The following is a 20270-nucleotide window of genomic DNA, read 5'->3' as shown; positions in this document are numbered from 1 at the left end:
CCTAGGGGGAACCCCGAAATGAGCAACAACCAGCCGGGCCCGTACGGCCAGCCGCCCCAGCAGCCGGGTCCGTACGGCCAGCCGGGGCAGCCGGGCCCGTACGGCCAGCCGGGGCCCTACGGCCAGCCGGGCCCGTACGGCCAGCCGCCGCAGGCTCCGCAGCCCGGCTACGGATACCCCCAGCAGGCTCCGCAGCCCGGCTACCCGCAGCAGGCTCCTCCGCAGCCGCAGCCGGGTTACGGCTACCCGCAGCAGGGCGGCGTGCCGCAGCAGCCGGGCCCTTACGGCCAGCAGCCGCCCTACGGCCAGCAGCCCTACGGCGTGCCGCAGCCCCCGCAGCCGGGCGGCGGCAAGAAGAAGACGGGCCTGATCATCGGCGCGGTGGCCGTGGTGGCGGTTGTGGCGGTGGGGGCGTACTTCGCCTTTGGCGGGGGCAGCTCAAGCATCGCGGATGACGGGCCGCACAAGCTGATCACGCCGCAATCGGTGATCAACGGCACCTACACGAAGTCCGCCGACTCGGACTCCTCCTCGGGCGACATGACCAACTCCGACAAGTCGGACTTCGAGAAGTGGGGGGTGGACAACCCCCAGCAGGTGAGCGCCGCCTACGAGAGCGGCACCGGGCTCACCAAGAAGGGGCTCAACTTCAAGGGCGTGTACGGGAGCATCAACAACCCCGAGGTGGTCGTCGACGCCATGTTCGCCAAGGCCAAGGCAGGGTCCGAGAAGGACCAGAGTGACACCGGCTTCAAGGGCAAGCTGATCGGCAGCCCCGAGACCGTCCACCCGTCGGGCTTCTCCAACGGCGTCATGAAGTGCCAGGTGGCTCAGCTCGACACCAGCGGCTCGGCGGACTCCGGGATGCCGAAGACCGTGAAGATGCCGGTGTGCATCTGGGGCGACCACAGCACCCTCGGCATGGTCATGGGGTTCAGCGTCGCTTCCCTGGCCTCGGGCCAGGGCGGCACGATCGACGACACGGCAGACCTCGCGGCCAAGCTCCGCAACGACGTGCGCGTCAAGGCCTGACGCCGTCATCCGGTACGGCGAAGGGGCCCCGGTCGGTCGACCGGGGCCCCTTCGCTGTCGTACGGCGTGTGTGTCAGGCCGACTTCTGCTCGCCGGACCCGCGCCCCCGCGCATCCCGGGGAATCAGGGTCGGGTTGACGTTGGAGAGGACCACGTCGGCTGTGATGACCACGCGGGCCACGTCCTTGCGGGACGGGACCTCGTACATCACGCCCTGGAGGACTTCCTCCATGATGGCGCGCAGGCCCCGGGCGCCGGTCTGGCGGAGGATGGCCTGGTCGGCGATGGCCTCCAGGGCCTCGCGCTCGAAGTCCAGCTCCACGCCGTCGAGTTCGAAGAGGCGCTCGTACTGCTTCACGAGCGCGTTGCGGGGTTCCACCAGGATCTTCAGGAGCGCTTCGCGGTCCAGGTTGTGGACCGAAGTGATCACCGGGAGGCGGCCGATGAACTCGGGGATCATGCCGAACTTGACCAGGTCCTCCGGCATGACGTCCTCGAAGACGTCCTTGGCCTCCAGCTCGCGCTTGGAGAGGATCGTGGCGCCGAAGCCGATGCCCTTCGCGCCGGCCCTGGCCTCGATGATCTTCTCCAGGCCGGCGAAGGCGCCGCCCACGATGAACAGGACGTTCGTCGTGTCGATCTGGATGAACTCCTGGTGCGGGTGCTTGCGGCCGCCCTGGGGCGGGACCGAGGCCGTGGTGCCTTCCAGGATCTTGAGCAGCGCCTGCTGGACGCCCTCACCCGATACGTCGCGGGTGATCGACGGGTTCTCGCTCTTGCGGGCCACCTTGTCGATCTCGTCGATGTAGATGATCCCGGTCTCGGCCTTCTTGACGTCGTAGTCCGCCGCCTGGATCAGTTTGAGGAGGATGTTCTCCACGTCCTCGCCCACGTAGCCCGCCTCCGTGAGCGCCGTCGCGTCCGCGATCGCGAACGGGACGTTGAGCATGCGGGCCAGCGTCTGCGCGAGGAGGGTCTTGCCCGAGCCCGTGGGGCCCAGCAGGAGGATGTTGGACTTCGCCAGCTCGATGGCGTCGTCACGGCCGCTCGGGCCGCCGTTCTCGCCCGCCTGGACCCGCTTGTAGTGGTTGTACACCGCGACGGACAGGGCCTTCTTCGCCGCCTCCTGGCCGACTACATAGCCCTCGAGGAACTCGTAGATCTCGCGGGGCTTGGGCAGCTCCTCCCAGCGCACCTCGCTGGTCTCCGCGAGCTCTTCCTCGATGATCTCGTTGCAGAGATCGATGCACTCGTCGCAGATGTACACACCGGGCCCTGCGATGAGCTTCTTGACCTGCTTCTGGCTCTTGCCACAGAACGAGCACTTGAGCAGATCGCCGCCGTCACCGATGCGTGCCACGGTGTGCTTCCCCTTCGCCTGGGAGACGCCTGGACGCGGGGGTCCAGCGGCTCCTGGTGCTGCCTTATGTCCGACGGTACCTTGCCGGGCCCCGTGTTCGGGCCCCCCTTGGCAGGGTTCACTTTGACGTGCACCGTGCCAAGAGGGGCAGAGAGCAAGCCGCTCCGCGTCAGCGGACCGAGCTGTTGTTCAGCTTGCGGGTGGAGATGATCTGGTCGACGAGGCCGTACTCCAGCGCCTCCTCGGCCGTGAGGATCTTGTCGCGCTCGATGTCCTCGCGGATCTTCTCGATCGGCTGGTTCGAGTGCTTGGCCAGCATGTCCTCCAGCTGCTCGCGCATCCGGGTGAACTCGTTGGCGATGATCTCCAGGTCGGAGAGCTGGCCGCGGCCGGTGGAGCCCGCCGGCTGGTGGATCAGCACACGGGAGTTCGGCAGCGCCATGCGCTTGCCGGGCGTACCGGCGGCGAGCAGGATGGCCGCCGCGGAGGCCGCCTGACCCATGCAGACCGTCTGGATGTCGGGCTTCACGAACTGCATGGTGTCGTAGATCGCCGTGAGGGCGGTCATGTCGCCACCGGGGCTGTTGATGTAGATCGAGATGTCCCGGTCCGGGTCCATCGACTCCAGGCACAGCAGCTGCGCCATGACGTCGTTGGCGGAGGCGTCGTCGATCTGGACGCCCAGGAAGATCACGCGCTCCTCGAAGAGCTTCGCGTACGGGTCGTACTCGCGGATGCCCTGGGAGGTGCGCTCGACGAAGCGCGGGATGACGTAGCGGCTGTCGGGGCGGGGCCCTTCGTACATGCCGCTGGCGGCGCCGGGGAAGTTGCTCATGGGGTTCACCGTCCTGGTGGCGTTCGGGGGGCTGGGGTATCGGCGGTGCGTGGCGTGGCCGGGCCGGTCAGGCGCCGGTGCCGCCGCCTCCCGGAACACCCGAGGCGTGCGTGATGATCTCGTCAATGAGACCGTACTCCTTGGCCTCTTCCGGGGTGAACCAGCGGTCGCGGTCGCCGTCGCGGATGATCGTCTCGACGGTCTGGCCGGAGTGCAGCGCGGTCAGCTCGGACATGGTCTTCTTGGTGCGCAGCAGGTACTGGGCCTGGATCTTGATGTCCGAGACCGTACCGCCCAGGCCCGCGGAGCCCTGGTGCATCATGATGTCCGTGTGCGGCAGGGCGAAGCGCTTGCCGGCGGTGCCGCCGGTGAGCAGGAACTGGCCCATCGAGGCCGCCATGCCCATGCCGATGGTCACCACGTCGTTCGGGATGTACTGCATGGTGTCGTAGATCGCCATGCCCGCCGTCACCGAGCCGCCGGGGCTGTTGATGTACAGGTAGATGTCCTTGCTGGGGTCGGCCGCAAGGAGCAGCAGCTGTGCGGTGATCTTGTTGGCGATGTCGTCGTCAACCTGCTGGCCGAGGAAGATGATCCGCTCGCCGAGCAGCCGGTTGTAGACCTGGTCGCCGAGGCCACCACCGATGGAAGGCTCGCCGGCGGCGGAGGGCATCAGATTCGTCACGTATCCACCTGCTCGTCTTACGACGGCGCCGGGCCGTCTCATTGTTCTGCCTTTCATGGACCCTAACGCGATGGTCCCTTCGGGGAATCCCGGGAATGCCAGTGTTCGCCGGGGGCGTAGCGCTCCGCAGGGGGCCGGGTGCGGTTCGTGGGAGGCGGTGCGGTTGCCGCCGCGCCGCGGGTGGGTGGGGTTGCTCGCGCCCACGCGGCGGAGCGCATGTCGATCAGCCCCGCGCCCCTTCGGGCCGGCTGTTCCCCGCAAACGACAAGGCCCCCGGGAGACACACTCCCAGGGACCCGTCGTACGTGCGTCAGAGGCGCCGTAGGGCCGCTCAGCCCTCGGTCTTCTCCTCGGCGGACTCGGTGGAGCCCTCCGTGGCCTCGACCGTCTCGATGGCGGACTCGGTCTCGTCCTCCTCGTCGAGGTCGACGATCTCGCCGTTGCTGTCCTTCACGGTGGCGGCCTCGACCACGACGGCCAGGGCCTTGCCGCGGGCGACCTCGCCGACCAGGAGCGGCACCTGGCCGCCCTCGACGACGGCCTGGGCGAACTGGTCGGGGGACATGCCGGAGGAGGCCGCGCGCCGCATGAGGTGCTCGGTGAGCTCCTCCTGGTTGACGTTCAGCTGCTCCTTCTTGACCAGCTCGTCGAGGACGAACTGGGTCTTGATGCCCTTGACCGCCGCCTCGCGGGTCTCGGTGTCGAACTCCTCGGCGGTCTTGCCCTGGATCTCCAGGTACTTGTCGAGGGTGAGGCCCATCTGGCCGAGCTGGTGGTGCTCCAGGTTGTGCTTGCGGGTGTTGATCTCGTCCTCGAGCAGCTTCTCGGGGACCGGGACCTCGACCAGCTCGAGGAGCTTCTCCAGGACGCGCTCCTGGGCCTGGGTGGCCTGGTCGAACTGCTTCATGTTCGCGAGGCGCTTACGGCTGTCGGCCTTCAGCTCGTCCAGGGTGTCGAACTCGGAGGCGAGCTGCGCGAACTCATCGTCCAGCTCGGGCAGTTCACGGGCGGCGACCTGGGTGACCTTGACGGTGACCTCGGCCTCCTTGCCCGCGGCGGAGCCGCCCTTCAGCTCGGAGGTGAAGGTGGCCTCCTCGCCGGCGGACTTGCCCTTGACGGCGTCGTCGATGCCGTCGAGCAGCTCACCGGAGCCGATGGTGTAGGAGACGCCGTTGGCGATGCCGTCCTCCAGGACCTCGCCGTCGACCTTGGCCTCCAGGTCGATGGTGACGACGTCGCCGTCCTCGGCGGCGCGCTCGACCGGGGAGGTGGAGGCGAAGCGCTCACGGAGCTGCTCGACCGACTTCTCGATGTCCTCGTCGGTGACCTCGACGGCGTCGACCTCGACCTCGATGCCGGAGTAGTCCGGGATCTCCAGGGCCGGGCGGACGTCGACCTCGGCGGTGAAGTTCAGCGTCTCGCCGTCCTTCAGCTCGGTGATGTCGACCTCGGGCTGGCCCAGCGGGCTCAGCTCGGCCTCGTTGACCGCCTCGGTGTAGAACTTGGGCAGCGCGTCGTTGACGGCCTCCTCCAGCACCGCACCGCGGCCGAACCGCTGGTCGATGACGCGGGCCGGGATCTTGCCCTTGCGGAAGCCCTTCACCGTGACCTGCTGGTTGATCTTCTTGTACGCCGCGTCGAGGCTGTCCTTGAGCTCCTCGAAGGGCACCTCGACAGTGAGCCGAACCCGGGTCGGGTTCAGGGTCTCCACGGCGCTCTTCACGGTTCGGTCTCCTTGTGGCTGACTGCTTGGGTTCTGCCGGAGCCAGACAGGTCCGGCGGATTCGCCGCCCGGAGGAGTACGTAGGCCGTTCGGGCCGGGTCACACGGGCGCGCAGCTTGCATAGTAACCGCAGCCGGTCAGCGCCCCAAAAGGCGATCATCACGACGTCGTGGACAGGTGGTCGGGGTGGCGGGATTTGAACCCACGGCCTTCCGCTCCCAAAGCGGACGCGCTACCAAGCTGCGCCACACCCCGTCTGGTGCGACACGTAGGGTACATGGCCCGGCCGGTTCCGTCGGCCGCATTCTTCGAGGCGACGCGTGCGGGCGCTTCCAGGACCTACTCGTTGGCCTCGGCGGCGGGCGACCCGCTACGATGCCTCCAGTGCCGCGGTCACCGACCTGCGGCGCACTGTTGCGGGCGTAGCTCAATGGTAGAGCCCTAGTCTTCCAAACTAGCTACGCGGGTTCGATTCCCGTCGCCCGCTCCATACGACTCAGGGCCAGGTCAGAGGATCATTCCTCCGACCTGGCCCTGATCGTTTCCGAGGGCTCCGATCAGTCCGCCGTGTCCCCGCAGGCGCATTCGGCGGGCTTCGGCCTAGATACCCGGGTGATCGAGCACGTTGCCGTTCGAGCAGCTGTTGGCGTGGATGGGGACGTAGTCGGCCAGGATGGGCAGCGCCGACACCTCTGCGCCTTCCAGCCCGCAGACGGATGCCGGCGAGAAGGTCCAATTGGTGAACGGGGTCGATTTGTTGTCCGCATGCGCAGGAGCTGCCATGGCCATGGCAGCCAAGGCCAGCGTGGCGGTCATGATGATCTTTCGCATGCCCGCTCCAACGACCATGACGATCACCAGACACGGCTCACCATAGGCGTGTCCCCCGCGTGCCCGAACCAGCGAGCACCAACCGAAGACGGGTGCCGGGCGGGTGCAGAGAAAGGCGGGGCGTCGGCGCCGGTGGGCTCGGCGGTGCGGGAGACGCCGAAGTCGATCACGCACGGGCCGGCCTCGGCGAGCATGACGTTGGCCGGTTCCAGGTCGCGGTGGACCACTCCGGCGCGGTGGATGTCACGCAAGGCCTCCGCGAGGCCGGCAGCCGGTTCGCTCAGCCGGTCCGGCAGGAGCGGGCCGTGGCGGCGACAGGGGTCCCCCGGATCGAGTGATGCCGGGAGCTGCGGAGAGGGTGCCCAGGTCCTCGCCGGGGGTGCAGAGCGTGTCCGTCCAGGGGCGTCGGCGTACGCGTCCACCACGGGGACGTGAAGGCGCCGCTGCCACCTCGTGGCTGAAGCGGACGCGGAACTCGTCCTCGTCGGCGCACTGGCCGTGGACGGCCTTGACCGCGAGCCGGCGAGGTCACCGCATCCTCCCCCAGCCGGTACCGAGGCGGTCCTCGATCCCGTGGCCGGCCGCCTCCGCCGAGTCCGTGTCGCGCGGCGCCGTCCCCGTACGTCTCCCCGCCGGTTCGGTTGTTCCGCGTGTTCCGGCGCTGCGGCCCAGTACGGTCAGAACTTGATCGAACTGATCGAGTCCGCTATCGAGTTCAGGAAGCGGTCGATGGACGGGGCCATGCCGGTCGAGGCGAGGAAGAAGCCGAAGAGGATCGCGACGATCGCGGGCCCCGTCTTGATGTTCCCTCCTCTGAGCAGGACCACCAGGATGATTGCCAACAGCAGCACCACAGACAGTGAAATGGCCACAACTGATCACACCCTCGGTCGGTCCGCTCTCCCGGCCCGGAGGTACGGCCGCCGCACCCCCGCCAGAACCATCGTGCCACCAACCCGGCCACCTCATGCGGCTCGTGACACAACGTTGGCCACCGGACCTGCGGGGGCGATCCGCCGCACAGTAATATGCCCCATTCAGTCGGGATGAATCGGGACATCATGGGTGAGCTGACGGCTCCTGTGCGCGCATCATCATGTGGACGCCGGGCTCAAGTTCGGTAAATCGGGAGTATCCCTAGGCGATATCCAGGAATGGCTGCGGGAGTTTTGCGAAATCACAAGACAACGCTGAGCGCCCCTGTCTGCCTGATACGGCGCCTCAGTCGCCCTTGAGGTGCGTCACCAGTCGTTCGAAGTCCGCCCAGCCCGCGAGGTCCGAGGGGTCGCCCGGGAAGGAGTAGTACAGCGCCGGACGCCGCTTCGGGCCCAGCTCGCGCGGCGGCGTGGGCAGCGGGGTGCGCCGGGCCCGGTCGCCGGGCATCTCCCGTACCTCGTCGGCACCGAGGACGAAGGCGTACGGGACACCGGGACCCTCGAAGCGCGGCGGTACGGACAGATCACGGCGGGCCCGGCGGACCTGGACCAGCATCGACTGCAGGTCGTGCCGGGTGGCGAGGACCTCCGCCGCCCGGATCACGTCGGCGTCCGTCGGCACCTCCTCGCCCGGGCCGTAGCCGAACGCCAGCGTGACGTCCTCCTCCACACCGCCCTCGGTACGGCTGATCCGGACCGTCGCGAGGCCCGGGCGCTCCGGGCTGCCGACGACAACCAGCCAGGTCGGCTCGGGCGCCCGCTCGTACGCCACATCCGTCAGCTGACGCACCGACCAGGGCAGGTTGGCAGGCTCCTCGGTGCCCCAGCCGGCCGGCGGCTCACCGGTCAGCTCACGCCATACGGCTTCCAGGGCGCCGCCGAGCACGAGCCGTTCGTCCGCCGGGTGGATCGCCCGGAAGGACACGGCCAGTTGGCGCTCACCGTCGTCCGCCACCACGGGGGCGAAGGAGTCGGCCATGGGGGTACGGGGGTCCTCCGGCGTCGCCTCCGGGGACTCGACCGGCATGAACAGGCCGTTGGCCCAGTGCAGTACGGCTCCGGACAAGCCGTCGTAGTAGCCGTCCTTCTCGTCCTGCACCACCCAGCGCGAGGGCCAGCCCGGCAGGTTGTTGCGGACCGCCGGGGACAGGCGCGTGCCGGCGGGGGTGACGATCTGCAGGCCGAGGTCGGCGTCGGCCACGGCCCGGAAGGCGTTCGAGAGCCAGGCGGTCATCGCGACCACCGGGCGGTCCTGGATCACCACGGCGACCTTGTCGGTGAGCACGTCCACGGCGGGCTGCGCCGCGGCCGGGGTCGGCACCGCGCGCATCCCGTCGGTCTTGACCACCGCCAGGGACCGCGTCGCCTCCCGCGGCCAGGCGGTGCCGCCGACCAGGGTGGCGATGCGGGCGGCGAAGGTGCCGGCGAGCTGCTCGGCCTCCTTGACGCCGGTGGTGGCACGGGCCTCGGTCCACCAGTACGGCACCTCGGGCTCGCTCGCCCCGAGCAGCCGCTGTGCCTCTCCTCTGACCTGCACCAGCAGGGGCGCCTCGACGGAGACGAGGGGACGGCCCTGCTCGTCGCAGAGCTGCACCACCGCGCCGTCCCCCTCGACGCCCGCCAGCATGTCCGGGCCGCCGGCGAGCAGCCCCGCGAGCACGCTCAGCGGGTCGGGCATGGTCCTGGTGAGAGCGACGACATCCTTCGTCATGGGTTACCTCGGCCCCTTACCTGTTACTACCTGTTCCCCGCTTGCCCGTTCCCCGCTCACTTGTTCCCCGCGTAAACGGTCTGGATGAGCCGGCTCGGCTCGCCCCTGCGGACCAGGACACCGCGACCTGGCGGCTGCTGGCCGGCGTACACGCCGGGGAAGAGCTGGCCCTCGCTGCGGTCGCCCGCCATCACCAGCGCCGAGGCCCCGGACTCGCGCAGGCTCTGCAGCAGCGGCTCGTACAGGCCGCGCGAGGCGCCCGCGACCCGGCGGGTGAGGACGAAGTGCAGGCCGATGTCCTGGGCCGAGGGGATGTACGGCAGGAAGGGCGCGAGCGGCTGCTGGCCCGCGGTGGTCAGGACGTCGTAGTCGTCGACCAGGATCACGATCCGCGGGCCCGATCCCCAGCTGCCCGGTTCCAGGTCCTCGCCGTCCGCGCTCTCGTCGGGCAGCCGCTTCTCCAGTTCCGTGGCGATACCCGCGGACAGGCCCGCGCACAGCTTGGCGTTGTAGGCGTAGCCGCCCCGGTACTCCTCCGGGATGGCGCCGCGCAGACCGCGCCGGGGGTCCATGACGCCGAAGACCAGCTCGTCCTCGCTGTAGCGCTCGATCAGGCCTTCGGCGACGGCTCTGAGCAGGTTGGTCTTGCCGCACTCGCTGTCGCCCATGATCACGAGGTGCTGGTCGTGCCGGAACAGGTCGAGCAGAACGGGCGCCAGCTGGGTCTGGTCCAGGCCGATCGGGACCCGGCGCGGTTCGGCCGCCGGGCCGGGCAGCAGGTGCGGCTCCAGGACGTGCGGCAGCACCCTGACCGGCTGGGCGGTCTCGCCGGTCCAGGTGGCGCGGATCGTACGAGCCGTGCGCTCCAGGACCGCGCCGAGGTCGGCCGTGTCGGCGACGCCGTCGGTGCGGGGCAGGGCGACCTGGGCGAAAAGCTTGCCGTCGGTGAGGACGCGGCCCTTCTCCTCGGGCGAGAGGGTCTGGGCGAGCTTGCGCTCGATGCTGGACTCGCCGGGGTCGTTCAGCCTCAGCTCCACCCGGGTGCCGAACTGGGACTGGGCGGCGATCCGCACGTCGTTCCAGCGCAGCATGCCGGCGACCACGTGGATGCCGTAGCCGCTGCCGCGCTTGAGGATGTCGCCGACCGCGTCGTCGAGTTCCTCGAAGTCGTCGCGCAGGGCGCCGAAGCCGTCGATGAGCAGCACGATCTCGGTGGAGGCCAGCTCGGGGACGCGGCCCGCGGCGCGCAGGGTGCGCAGCTGCTCCAGGGAGTCGACGTTGTGCAGCCGGAACAGCTCCTCGCGCTGGTCGAGCATGCCGCGCACGGAGTCGATGGTGCGGGCGCACCGCTCCCGGTCCGCCCGGCCGGCCACCCCACCCACGTGCGGCAGACCGGACAGCGCCTGCAGACCGCCGCCGACCAGGTCGAGGCCGTAGATGCCGACCTCCTGCGGGGTGTGGGTGAGCGCCAGGGACAGGGCCAGGGTGCGCAGCAGGGTGGTCTTGCCGGACTGGGGGCCGCCGATGACCGCCGCGTGGCCGCCCGCCATCGTGAGGTCCAGGTACCACTGGCCCTGCCACTGCCGGGTCGGGTCGTCCAGGATGCCCAGCGGTACCTGCAGCGGGCCGCGGCGCCGGGACAGCTGCGTGCCGCGCGGGCCCACCTCGACGGGTCCGGCGACCTGGTCGAGGGCGACGGCGTCGGGCAGCGGGGGCAACCAGATCTGGCGTACGGGCCGGGCGCCGGCGTCCTCAAGCTGCCGGACCATGACGCCCATCTCGGTCGGCCCGGTCTCCCGGCGCCGCATCTGCGGCTCGGCGGGGCCCGAACTCTCCTCCTGGCCCAGGGAGTTGTACGCCGTGTACTCCAGGGCCATCGGCCCGGTGTCCTCGGTGTCCCGCTGGACGGGGCCGCGGTAGGCGCCGGAGACATAGCCGGCCTTGAACCGCTCGTAGTGGCTGGTGTCGACCTTGAGGTAGCCGAAGCCCGGCAGCGGCGGGAGGTGGAAGGCGTCCGTGGTGTCGAGGACCGTGCGGGACTCGTCGGCGGAGAAGGTGCGCAGGCCCAGCCGGTACGACAGATAGGTGTCCAGGCCCTTGAGCCTGCCGCCCTCGATGCGCTGGCTGGACAGCAGCAAGTGCACGCCGATGGAGCGGCCGATGCGGCCGATGGACAGGAACAGGTCGATGAAGTCCGGCTTGGCGGTGAGGAGTTCACCGAACTCGTCGATCACGACGAACAGGTGGGGCAGCGGTTCGAGGTCGGGGCGCTTCTCGGCGCGCAGGGCGGCGTAGTGGCCGATGTCGGCGACATTGCCCGCCTCCTTGAGGACCTGCTGGCGCCGCTTGACCTCGCCGGCGAGCGAGGCGTGGACGCGTTCGACGAGACCGGCCTGGTTCTCCAGGTTGGTGATCACACCCGCCACGTGCGGAAGGTCCGCGAAGGGGGCGAAGGTGGCGCCGCCCTTGTAGTCGACGAGGACCAGCGCGAGGTCCTCCGGCGGGTGGGTGGCGACCAGCGCGAGGACGAGGGTGCGCAGCAGCTCGGACTTGCCGGAGCCGGTGGCGCCGACGCACAGGCCGTGCGGGCCCATGCCCAGCTCGGAGGACTCCTTCAGGTCGAGGAGCACGGGTTCGTGTCTGTCGCTGACGCCGATCGGGACGCGCAGGAAGGCGCGTTCGGCGCGCGGCGCCCACAGCCGGGCCAGGTCGAGCTGGGCGACGTCGTCGATGCCGAGCAGCTCCGCGAAGTCGACCGGGCCGGTCAGCGGGGCGTCGGCCAGGGACTCCGCGGACAGCCGCAGCGGGGCGAGCATCCGGGCCAGGCCCTCGGCGAGGGCGGTGCCCACCTCGTCGACCGTGCCGTGGGCACTGATCGGCTCGTCCTCACGCAGGTCCTCGATGACGATCCGGGCGCCGTCGACGGTGATGCGCACGCCGACGCTGCCGGGCTCCTGCACCCGCTCGTCGAGCAGGTGCAGCACGGTGACGCCCATGTCCCGCAGGCCGACCGCGTCGTCGGGGCGCGGCAGGTCGACGGCGTCCTCGCCGTGGGCGTCGGCGAGGACGAGGAGCCGGGAGGTCACGGCGAGGGCGTCCTTGCCGGACAGACCGCGGCGTACCTCGGCCGCGTAGGAGGCGCGGCGGCTCAGCTCACCGCCGATCTGCCGGGCGAGCTGGGGCAGCGAGGGGGCGATCCGGCGGGCGGCGACCGGGCCGTCGAACTGCTCGGTGTCCAGCATGTGCGGCAGCCACTTGGCCCACTCCCAGTCGGCCACCCGGTCGCCGGGGGCCGCGACGGCCATGGCCACGTCGTCGGGCGCGTGGGTGGCGGCGGCCTGGACGAGCAGCGCGCGGGCGACCCGCAGGGTGTCCTCGCGAGGGCCGATGACGCTGATGTTGCCGACCCGGTCCAGCGGGACGGTCAGCGGGAGTTCGGTGCCGGTGCTGAAGCGGGCGGACAGCGCGGAGGCCTCGTTGAGCATGAACTGGTCGGGCGGGGTCAGCACCGAGGAGCCCTGCTGGGCGACCTTCAGATCGCGCACCGGCATCTGGCCGGTGCCGACCCGCACCCGCAGGAAGTCCCCGTCCACCCGGCGCCGCTCCCACAGCCGGGCGGGGTCGCGCACGATGTCGTACAGCGCGTCCGGTGGCGGGTTGAGCACCTGGGCGCGTTCGCGCCGTTCGCGTTCCTCCTTGGCCAGCTGCTCGCGCAGGTCCTCCAGGTAGGCCAGATAGGCCTCGCGCTGGGTGCGGCGGGTGCGCTGGGCCTTGCCGCGCTGGGAGAAGGCCATGGCGAGGGAGCCGGTCAGGGTGACGACGAGGATGATCGCGCCCAGCCCGGCGAACTGGCTGTTGCGCACGATGGTCATCATCACGACGGACGACATGACCCCGGCGACGGGCAGCAGCGAGTGGAGCACGGAGCCGGCCTTGCCCTCGGGCAGGTTGGGCGGCGCCTCTATGGTGCGCGGCTCGGGGGCGGCCGACGGCCGGGTGGTGCGTGCGGGGCGGTGGATCAGTCGGGTGCTCATCTTCGTTGCCTCGTCCTCGAGTTCCTCGGGTCCCTTCCTGTCGGGCGGTCAGCGCTGCTTCTGGGAGAGCTGGAAGACGTCGGCGGCCAGACGGGCGGCGGACTGCCGGGTGGCCCGGGCGAGGAGATCGGTGCGGATGGCGCCGCCGGCCGCGAGGTGGCGGTCGTAGGGCAGGACCGTCACGGTGACTCCGGCCGCGGTCAGTTCCTCGGTGGCCTTGCCGAGGTCGAGGCCGGGGTGCGGCGCGACCTCGGTGAGGACGACGACGGTGGAGGCCAGCACATGCCGGGGCAGGTTGCGCATCCACTCCAGGACGGCGCGGGTGCTGGCGACGCCCTCCAGTGTCGCGGGCACGGTGAGCACCCGGGCCTGGGCGGCGGACAGGGCGGTGCGGGCGACCTCGGCGGGCAGGGTCTCGCAGTCGACGACGGTCACCCCGAAGTAGCGGCGCAGCGCCACCATGACCCGCTCGTAGCCCTTGGTGTCGAGCATGGCGCCCACCTGGCCCTGACTACCGGGCAACAGCCAGGCGTTGCCGGGGAGTTGAACCAGGTATCCGGTGACGTCGAGCAGGGACATCTGCGGTTCCACCAGTCCGGCGAGGTCGCCGGTGGTCCAGCGCAGTGACTCTGCGCCGAGCCGCAGCGGCAGCGAGCCGAGCGCCGGGTCGGCCTCGACGGCGAGCACCGGGTCCTGGCGGTAGTGGGCGTAGGTGGCGGTCAGCAGTGCGGCGACGGTCGTCTTGCCGGAGCCGCCGCGGATGGAGGTCACCGCGATCTGCCGGCCGGTGGTGACCGCCTGCTGCAGCACCTCGGCGGTGGCCGCGGTGTCGGCGACCTCACGGGCCGCCGAGGAGGCGACGGTACGGCGTACGGCGCGCAGGGCACGGGCGCTGAACGCCTCACCGCGGCGCGGCTTCAGCGCGGCGGAGGCGATCCGCTTGTCGAGCACCGGCCGGGAGTCGGGGGTGCCGCGGCGGGCGGCGGGAGCCTGCTGCGGGCGGGCCTGGGACTGGGCCTGCTGCCGAGCGGCGTGCTGCTGTTGCCCGGCATGGTGCTGCTGTTCGGTGTACTGCTGTTGCGCGGTGTATTGCTGCTGTTCCGCGTGGTGCTGCTGCTGTTCCACGTACTGCTGCTGCTCGGCGTACTGCTGCTGTTGGCCGTACTGCTGCTCCGGGTACTGCTGCTGGGCTGGGTAGGCCTGCTGCTGGTACTGGGCCGGCGGGTCGGGGTACGCCTGCTGCTGGGGGTAGCCGTACGCCGGGGCGGGACCCTGCGCGGGAGCGCCCTGCTGCGGTACCTGTTGCGGGTGGGCCGCGGACGGGTCGCCGTAGGCCTGCTGCTGCGGATAGCCGTACGCCGGCGCGGGACCCTGCGCGGGCGGGCCCGGCTGTCCCGGGTCACCGACTCCCTGTTGTTGCCGCTGCTCCGGTTGTTGCCGCTGCTCCGGTGCGGGCTGCCCGGGCGAGCCGCCCCTCAGATCGCGCAACACGTCGCTCTGCCAGTTGTCCCCGTTCGGCATGTCGCCCTTCACTCCTGCCCTGGCCTCAGAACTTGTTGAGCAGTTGCCCATAGATGCCGAACACCCCGACGGCGAGGGGGAAGAGCCCGATCACGCCGGCGGACTCGATCAGATCGCCGATCCGCCGCAGCCGTACCTGCACATGCTCGGGCGGCTGGATCGCGAGGACCAGCAGCGGCAGCGCCGCCGCAGCGCACAGCAGCACCAGCGCCCCGGCGCCGCCCGCGTGGTCCGCCCACACCACCGCGAGCCGTACGACGAGCAGCGCGGCCCCGCCGAACAGCGCCACGACCTCGGCGACCAGCGGGAAGGCCCGGGCCCGGGACAGCAGCACGAGGGCGGTGAGCGAGGTGAGGGCCACCGTCCACACGGTCGGCCGCCCGGCCGCGGTCAGCAGCCAGCCGCCGGCGGCGGCCGAGACGACGGTGGCGATGGTGGCCAGCGCGAGCCCGCGGTGGGTCGCGGCGAGCGCGTTGGCGACCTGGTGGCGGCTGACCGAGGCGCCCGAGGAGCGCTGGTCGTCGAGTCCCGTCAGACCCGAGGCCATCAGCGCGAACCGGGGCAGCAGGCCGAGCAGTACGACCGAGAACACGGTCATCACCGCGCCGAGCCGGTCCGGCCGGTCCTGTACGGCGGCGACGGCCTCCCACACCACGGCGATGCAGGCGCTCGCGCCGGCCCCGAGGAGCGCGCCGCGGCCGAGCGGCGAGAAGTAGGCGAGCAGCACCAGAGTGAGCACCAGCGCCGCGACGACCCCGGCCAGCCGGGCCGGTCCTGACCAGCCGTAGGCGTCGGCGGCGGTCCAGACGGCGAGCACTCCGAGCCCTCCGGAGGCGAGCAGCAGCACCGTGGCGAGCCCGCGGTTGCCGTCGCCGATCTTCGCGACGAGCGCGCCCGCGGCCAGGAACAGGACGGCGACGGCCGCGAGCGCGGCGCCGACGGACTTGAGCGCGAACTCGTGCCGGGCCAGCAGGGCTGCGGCCACGGCGAACACCACGGTGGCGACCCCGGCGCTGGCCCGGCGGGCGGCGGGCCGCCAGCGCCAGGAGCGCAGATCGAGGTCGTCGGCTACCTGGTCGGTGACGTCGTGCACGACGGGCGCGGGTGGCGCGGCATGGGCGCGCACCAGCTGGAGGACGGCGCCGTCGGGTACCTCGGCCGACGACAGGGTGGCCTCGTGCGGCAGTACCGAGCCGTCGGAGGTGATCAGCTGCCGGGTCATGGGCCGCGCGGCGGCCCGGTCGTCGAGCAACTGCAGGATGTCGGGCAGCAGATGGCCGATCGGGGTGTCCGACGGCAGGACGATGTCGGCACGCCGACGCTCACCCACCAGCGTGACCCGGCTCAGTTGCGTCCGGGACGTCGTTGCTGTGCTCACCACTTACCGGAACCTATCATCGCGAAGTTGAGGCCGAGGATGCCGAGGACGGCTGTGCGGAGGGGGTGCCGTACTGCTGCTCCTGCTGCTGTTGCTGCTGCTTCTGTTTGGCCAGGGTGTGCTGCAGGAAGGACCATCCGACGCATCCGGCGCACAGTACGGCCGCGATGGCGATGCCCGCGAACACCTTGCCGAGCCGTTCGTCCGCCGAGCGCCGGGCGCGCTGCGCGCCGAAGAGCAGCGCGTCGCGCATCCGGCGCCGGCGTACCGCCACCGACTCCAGCAGCTGGCTGTCGTAGTCCCGTGCCATTGAGTTGGTCCTGTGCCTGTGCTCTCTGTGGGTCAGTCGTCGGAGGTTTCGAAGGAGAGGCCGAGGTACTGCCGCATGGTGGCGTACTTCTGCGTCAGCCGCCGTGCGGTGAGCTCGTCGAGAGCGGCCAGCCGGTGCGGGTCGGCGTTGTGCGCGAGGTCGGCCGCCTTGACGAGCCGTGCGCCCGGGGTGGCGAGGATCCGCTCCGCGTACGCCCGCGGCTCCTCGTCCGGCCGCTTGGTCACGGCCCGTACGACGTCCTTGGTGCGCGACGTGAGCGCGGCCGCGGCCAGCCACTCCTCGCTGAGCACGCCGTCCTCGACCGCGTCGTGCAGCCAGGCGGCGGCGACGAGTTCGTCACCGCCACCGCGGGCGCGTACGCCGTCGGCGACGGCCTGCAGGTGTTCGGCGTAGGGCCGGCCGGCCTTGTCCCGCTGTGCGGCGTGTGCGGCCCGGGCGACGGCCTCGACCTCGGCGAGCGTCATGACCGGAGCGGGCGGCCCGTCATACGGCATACAGCGTCCCCCTAACTTTGCCCGTGCAACATAGAACATGAATGCGCGGGCGGCACACCCGGGTCGGCCGGGCTGACAGGAAGGACAGGGAAACCTCCGCAGAACCTGCACACCTAGGAGGCGTGTGCGATGTGCCGGTCGAGCAGGGCGGCGACCATGGCGTCGAACAGACCGGACCGCAGGGCTTCGTCCACCGATCCCTCGTTGACGCGCTCGCCGACCGCGAGGTAAGTGGCGGCGCGTACGGCGTCCGCGGGGCGCAGGCGCCCACTGGGCGGCACCACGGGAGGGGGACTGGCGCTCCAGCGGTGCTCCGCGGTGACGGCACCGATGCCCCACAGGGCCGTGACGACCCGCCACAGGGGCCTGCTGTAGATCGGATACGGCCACTGGATCGCACCGTTGGCGTTCTTCTCGCCTCCGCCCCAGCGGACATCGCGGTCGTCGTCGGTGAGGGCGGCGTAGGCGTCGGCCAGTTCCTGCCAGGCTTCGGCGTTGCCGTGGTCGAGCTGGGCGAGCAGACGCCGGTCGTCGGCCTCGGTGACGGTGCGGGCGAGGTCCTCGACGGCCTCCGGGCCGGAGACGTCGACCGGGGGTCCGGTACCGGCGGCGCGAGCGAGCTCGGTCAGCGCGCCGGCCACGGGGAGGCCCCGCTCACGGGTCTCCGCCACCTTGGCCGCCCATTCCTGCCCGAGGCGATACCCGTCGGCTCCGGTCGCGGCGCGCTGGGCCCATTGCAGGGCGTCAGCCGTGTAGTCGGCCCAGACGTACCCGACGACTTCGCCGTCGGGGGCCTGGACCGCTACGTACTGGACGGGGTGATTCACGCAGGTCAGGCCTCTTGGGCGAGGGCCTTGACCGCGGCGGCGTTCGGGGCGTCGGAAAGGGAGTCCTGGAGGGCGCGGCCGCGGTTGCCCTCCGGGTTGGACAGCATCTCCGCGAGGGCCTGGGACGGCGGGACGCCCCGTCCCTTGGCCTCCTGCAAGCGGGCGTGCCAGTGACCGCCCTCGGCAAGGGCCCGGCCACCGGCGGCCGCGCGGGGCACCCACGCGGCGGCATCGTCCTCGTCGCACGCCCACACGTATCCGAGAGCGGCGCCGCCCTCCTTGTCGACCACTGTGAAGTACCGCACCGGCTTGTCGGTCCTGGTCGGATACCTCGACGGGCCCGGTGCCACGAGGTTGAATTGCACATCCTCGTCAAAGCGTGGATTGATCGGTTGCTCAATGGCCATGGAGTACAGACGCCCCTTCGATGAGACGCAATTGCGGTTCAGCCGTTCGCGGCCAAATCCTTGACTACGTCCAGGCTCGGAGCCTGCTTCAGGGAACCTGGGACGATGTAGCTGGGGTCCTCGGGGCCGTACGCGCGGGTCATCTCCGCGAGCGCGGCCGAGGGAGCAAGGCCCCGTTCCTTCGCCTCGTGGAATTCAACGGCCCACAAAGCACCCATGTTGAAGGCCTCGTCGCCACCAGCCCGGCGGTACTGCCAACCGGCGGCGTCGTCCTCGTCGTTCACCCATACATATCCGAACACTGTTCCGTTTCCGTCCGCCACCGTCGCGTACTGCACCGGTTTGTCGGTGGTGTTCGCGTAGCGCGGCGGGCTGTCGACTTCCGCCCACTGCAGGGGTTCAGTCACCCGAGGAGGCACGTGCGGATCCCGGCTCATCGTTTGCGCCTTTCACTTGCTGTTACCTGGGCAGGACCTCGCCATAGACCTGCACCTGGCCATTCTCCATGAACACGCGGGTCACGCGGTATTCCGTACCCCGCCCCAGAAGCAGTTCCCGTTCGCCCATGCCGTATTTGCCGACCTTCTCCACCCAGAGAGCGGGAGTGCCCTTCGGAACCCTGAGGTGCAGGATGGCCTCCTCATGGGCGAAGGCGGCAACTGGATGGTCGCCGAGCGAGGTCGACATATAGCCCTTGTCGTCGAAGGTCTTGCCGAGCATGTCAAACGGGTTGTCCAGCTTGAGGTGGCCAATGCCGGTACCACGGACCACCATCACGTCCTCCGGCACCGGATTGCCAGCCAGAACCTTGTCCACCTCGTCGATATTGTGCTGAACGTAAGCACTCCACTTCGAAGCGTTACCCCGCAGGTACCCGTTCATCTCCTTGTACGTCCCCCAGCCGTCGGCATGCGGGGGCGGCAGTTTGTAGTCGGGCTCGTTCGTGTAGTCCCACACCGCCTTGCGCTCGACTTCCGGCAAGTGCTCCGCGTAGTCGTTCCAGTGGGCCTGCCCGTATTTGATCGCGTCCCCAGTGGAAGCAAAGGGCACCGTGCCGCGGGAGACCTCGGAATAGGCCACCTCATGCTTCTGAGCCGTCGAGAGCTTGGCCCACTCCTTGTCCGACACATGCGGCGTGTACTTGAAGGCGTCGTCCGGCCCCGGAACCTCCGGGGCATCCGTCCCATGGCCACCGGTGTGGCCTGTGTGCGCCGCATCGTGGGGGGCAGCATGCCCGGCATCGGTACCCGCATGGCCACCGGTGGGCGCGACCTCATGCGTGTGGCCGGCGTCGTGACCTGTGCCGTCGTGACCGCCATGGCCGGTGCCGTCGTGACCGGCTCCGTGGTCCGGGTGGCCGCCGACGCCGGGGGTGTCATGGCCGCCGGGGTGCGGGACGGTCGGGGTGTCGTGCGGGGTGGTGTGCGGCAGGTCGTGCGCGGGGGCCGTCGGGCCGTCGTGGTACCACGCCGAAGGCGTCGTACCGGCGTGCTCGCCCGCCGAGAACGCGTCGCCTGTGCCGTGCGGGATGCCGCCGTGGATGCCGTTGTCCGGCACATGCGGAACTCCGCCCTGAATGCCGCTGTCCGGCACGTGCGGAGCCCCACCGTGAATGCCGTTGTCCGGCACGTGAGGGATACCGCCCTGGATCCCGTTGTCCGGCACATGCGGGATACCGCCCTGGATCCCGTTGTCCGGCACATGCGGGATACCGCCCTGGATCCCGTTGTCCGGCACATGCGGGATACCGCCGTGGATGCCGTTGTCGACGGGGTTCGGAATTCCGCCGTGAATGCCGCTGTCGGGGACATGCGGCATCCCGCCGTGAACACCGTTGCTCACGGGCTGAGGAATCCCGCCATGGATGCCGTCGTTCGCAGTCGACGGCAAACCGCCGTACCCGCCGTCCGCCGTGTGCGGGAGGGCCCCGTGTGCACCGCTGTCCGCCACATGAGGTACGCCCACAGACGCCGGTCCCGAGGTCGGGACGGTCCAGTGGCTCGGCAGGCCGGGGGCCGCTTCCTTCGGGATCGACACCGTTTCGACGTTGCCGGCGTGGTCGAGGAGGCTTCCGTTCGGGGTCAGGGCATGGCCGTCGGGGAGGTGCACGGAGCCGTCGGGAAGGGTCGGGATGTCGACCTTGCCGATGCCCTTCAGGTTCTTGGC

18 protein-coding genes and 2 tRNA genes are annotated in these 20270 nt (G+C 70.4%); 2 read left to right on the top strand and 18 right to left on the bottom strand.

Annotated elements, in window-relative coordinates; all coding sequences use genetic code 11:
• The first annotated feature begins 18 nt into the window (after positions 1-18).
• The gene (locus tag M878_RS77625; protein ID WP_023550750.1) at positions 19-1032 is read left to right on the top strand and encodes a hypothetical protein; all 1014 of its coding nucleotides are present in this window, start codon (positions 19-21) and stop codon (positions 1030-1032) included.
• A 73-nt stretch (positions 1033-1105) separates the two neighbouring features.
• Here the strand turns inward: M878_RS77625 and clpX are convergent, their stop codons facing one another.
• The 5 genes from clpX to M878_RS77600 all read right to left on the bottom strand — a co-directional run bounded on the left by clpX (position 1106) and on the right by M878_RS77600 (position 5890).
• The gene (gene clpX / locus M878_RS77620) at positions 1106-2392 is read right to left on the bottom strand and encodes an ATP-dependent Clp protease ATP-binding subunit ClpX (RefSeq protein WP_023550749.1); all 1287 of its coding nucleotides are present in this window, start codon (positions 2390-2392) and stop codon (positions 1106-1108) included.
• Positions 2393-2561: 169 nt separating this feature from the next.
• Positions 2562-3227, bottom strand: a complete 666-nt coding sequence (locus tag M878_RS77615; protein WP_023550748.1) for an ATP-dependent Clp protease proteolytic subunit — start codon at positions 3225-3227, stop codon at positions 2562-2564.
• 67 nt (positions 3228-3294) lie between these two features.
• Positions 3295-3900, bottom strand: coding sequence for an ATP-dependent Clp protease proteolytic subunit (locus M878_RS77610; protein WP_023550747.1), 606 nt, complete (start codon positions 3898-3900; stop codon positions 3295-3297).
• A 343-nt stretch (positions 3901-4243) separates the two neighbouring features.
• Complete coding sequence (gene tig, locus M878_RS77605; RefSeq protein ID WP_023550746.1) at positions 4244-5635, bottom strand: trigger factor; 1392 nt, start codon at positions 5633-5635, stop codon at positions 4244-4246.
• A 178-nt stretch (positions 5636-5813) separates the two neighbouring features.
• A tRNA-Pro gene (locus M878_RS77600) sits at positions 5814-5890 on the bottom strand.
• Positions 5891-6051: 161 nt separating this feature from the next.
• Here M878_RS77600 and M878_RS77595 point away from each other — a divergent pair.
• Positions 6052-6125: transfer RNA gene (locus M878_RS77595), tRNA-Gly, on the top strand.
• A gap of 110 nt (positions 6126-6235) precedes the next feature.
• Here the strand turns inward: M878_RS77595 and M878_RS77590 are convergent.
• The 13 genes from M878_RS77590 to M878_RS000000100250 all read right to left on the bottom strand — a co-directional run.
• Complete coding sequence (locus tag M878_RS77590) at positions 6236-6466, bottom strand: hypothetical protein (RefSeq protein ID WP_031226032.1); 231 nt, start codon at positions 6464-6466, stop codon at positions 6236-6238.
• A 23-nt stretch (positions 6467-6489) separates the two neighbouring features.
• Positions 6490-6888 carry a protein kinase domain-containing protein gene (locus M878_RS94960; RefSeq protein ID WP_245238231.1) on the bottom strand — a complete coding sequence of 133 codons (399 nt, stop codon included), beginning with the start codon at positions 6886-6888 and terminating at the stop codon, positions 6490-6492.
• Positions 6889-7143: 255 nt separating this feature from the next.
• Positions 7144-7338, bottom strand: a complete 195-nt coding sequence (locus M878_RS77585) for a hypothetical protein (RefSeq protein WP_023550742.1) — start codon at positions 7336-7338, stop codon at positions 7144-7146.
• A 349-nt stretch (positions 7339-7687) separates the two neighbouring features.
• Complete coding sequence (locus M878_RS77580) at positions 7688-9112, bottom strand: DUF6177 family protein (protein ID WP_023550741.1); 1425 nt, start codon at positions 9110-9112, stop codon at positions 7688-7690.
• Positions 9113-9168: 56 nt separating this feature from the next.
• Positions 9169-13146 carry a type VII secretion protein EccC gene (locus tag M878_RS77575; RefSeq protein WP_023550740.1) on the bottom strand — a complete coding sequence of 1326 codons (3978 nt, stop codon included), beginning with the start codon at positions 13144-13146 and terminating at the stop codon, positions 9169-9171.
• A 48-nt stretch (positions 13147-13194) separates the two neighbouring features.
• Positions 13195-14667, bottom strand: a complete 1473-nt coding sequence (locus M878_RS000000100255) for a nucleotide-binding protein (protein WP_023550739.1) — start codon at positions 14665-14667, stop codon at positions 13195-13197.
• 25 nt (positions 14668-14692) lie between these two features.
• The gene (gene eccD, locus M878_RS77570) at positions 14693-16048 is read right to left on the bottom strand and encodes a type VII secretion integral membrane protein EccD (RefSeq protein ID WP_031226029.1); all 1356 of its coding nucleotides are present in this window, start codon (positions 16046-16048) and stop codon (positions 14693-14695) included.
• A gap of 13 nt (positions 16049-16061) precedes the next feature.
• Positions 16062-16355: a hypothetical protein gene (locus M878_RS77565; protein WP_023550737.1), complete on the bottom strand. Its 294-nt coding sequence runs from the start codon at positions 16353-16355 to the stop codon at positions 16062-16064.
• 32 nt (positions 16356-16387) lie between these two features.
• Positions 16388-16870, bottom strand: a complete 483-nt coding sequence (locus M878_RS77560; protein ID WP_023550736.1) for an HD domain-containing protein — start codon at positions 16868-16870, stop codon at positions 16388-16390.
• A gap of 113 nt (positions 16871-16983) precedes the next feature.
• Positions 16984-17697 carry a DUF6508 domain-containing protein gene (locus M878_RS77555; RefSeq protein ID WP_023550735.1) on the bottom strand — a complete coding sequence of 238 codons (714 nt, stop codon included), beginning with the start codon at positions 17695-17697 and terminating at the stop codon, positions 16984-16986.
• 5 nt (positions 17698-17702) lie between these two features.
• On the bottom strand, positions 17703-18104 hold the full coding sequence (locus tag M878_RS77550; RefSeq protein ID WP_031226026.1) for a hypothetical protein: 402 nt from the start codon (positions 18102-18104) through the stop codon (positions 17703-17705).
• A gap of 38 nt (positions 18105-18142) precedes the next feature.
• Positions 18143-18511, bottom strand: a complete 369-nt coding sequence (locus tag M878_RS77545) for a hypothetical protein (RefSeq protein ID WP_023550733.1) — start codon at positions 18509-18511, stop codon at positions 18143-18145.
• Positions 18512-18563: 52 nt separating this feature from the next.
• The coding region (locus M878_RS000000100250) for an ADP-ribosyltransferase (protein WP_023550732.1) at positions 18564-20270 on the bottom strand (1707 nt) is incomplete at its 5' end.

Source organism: Streptomyces roseochromogenus subsp. oscitans DS 12.976, assembly GCF_000497445.1.
GTDB lineage: Bacteria > Actinomycetota > Actinomycetes > Streptomycetales > Streptomycetaceae > Streptomyces > Streptomyces oscitans.
Note: the sequence above shows the minus strand (reverse complement) of the source record. Positions and strands in the feature narration are given on the sequence as shown.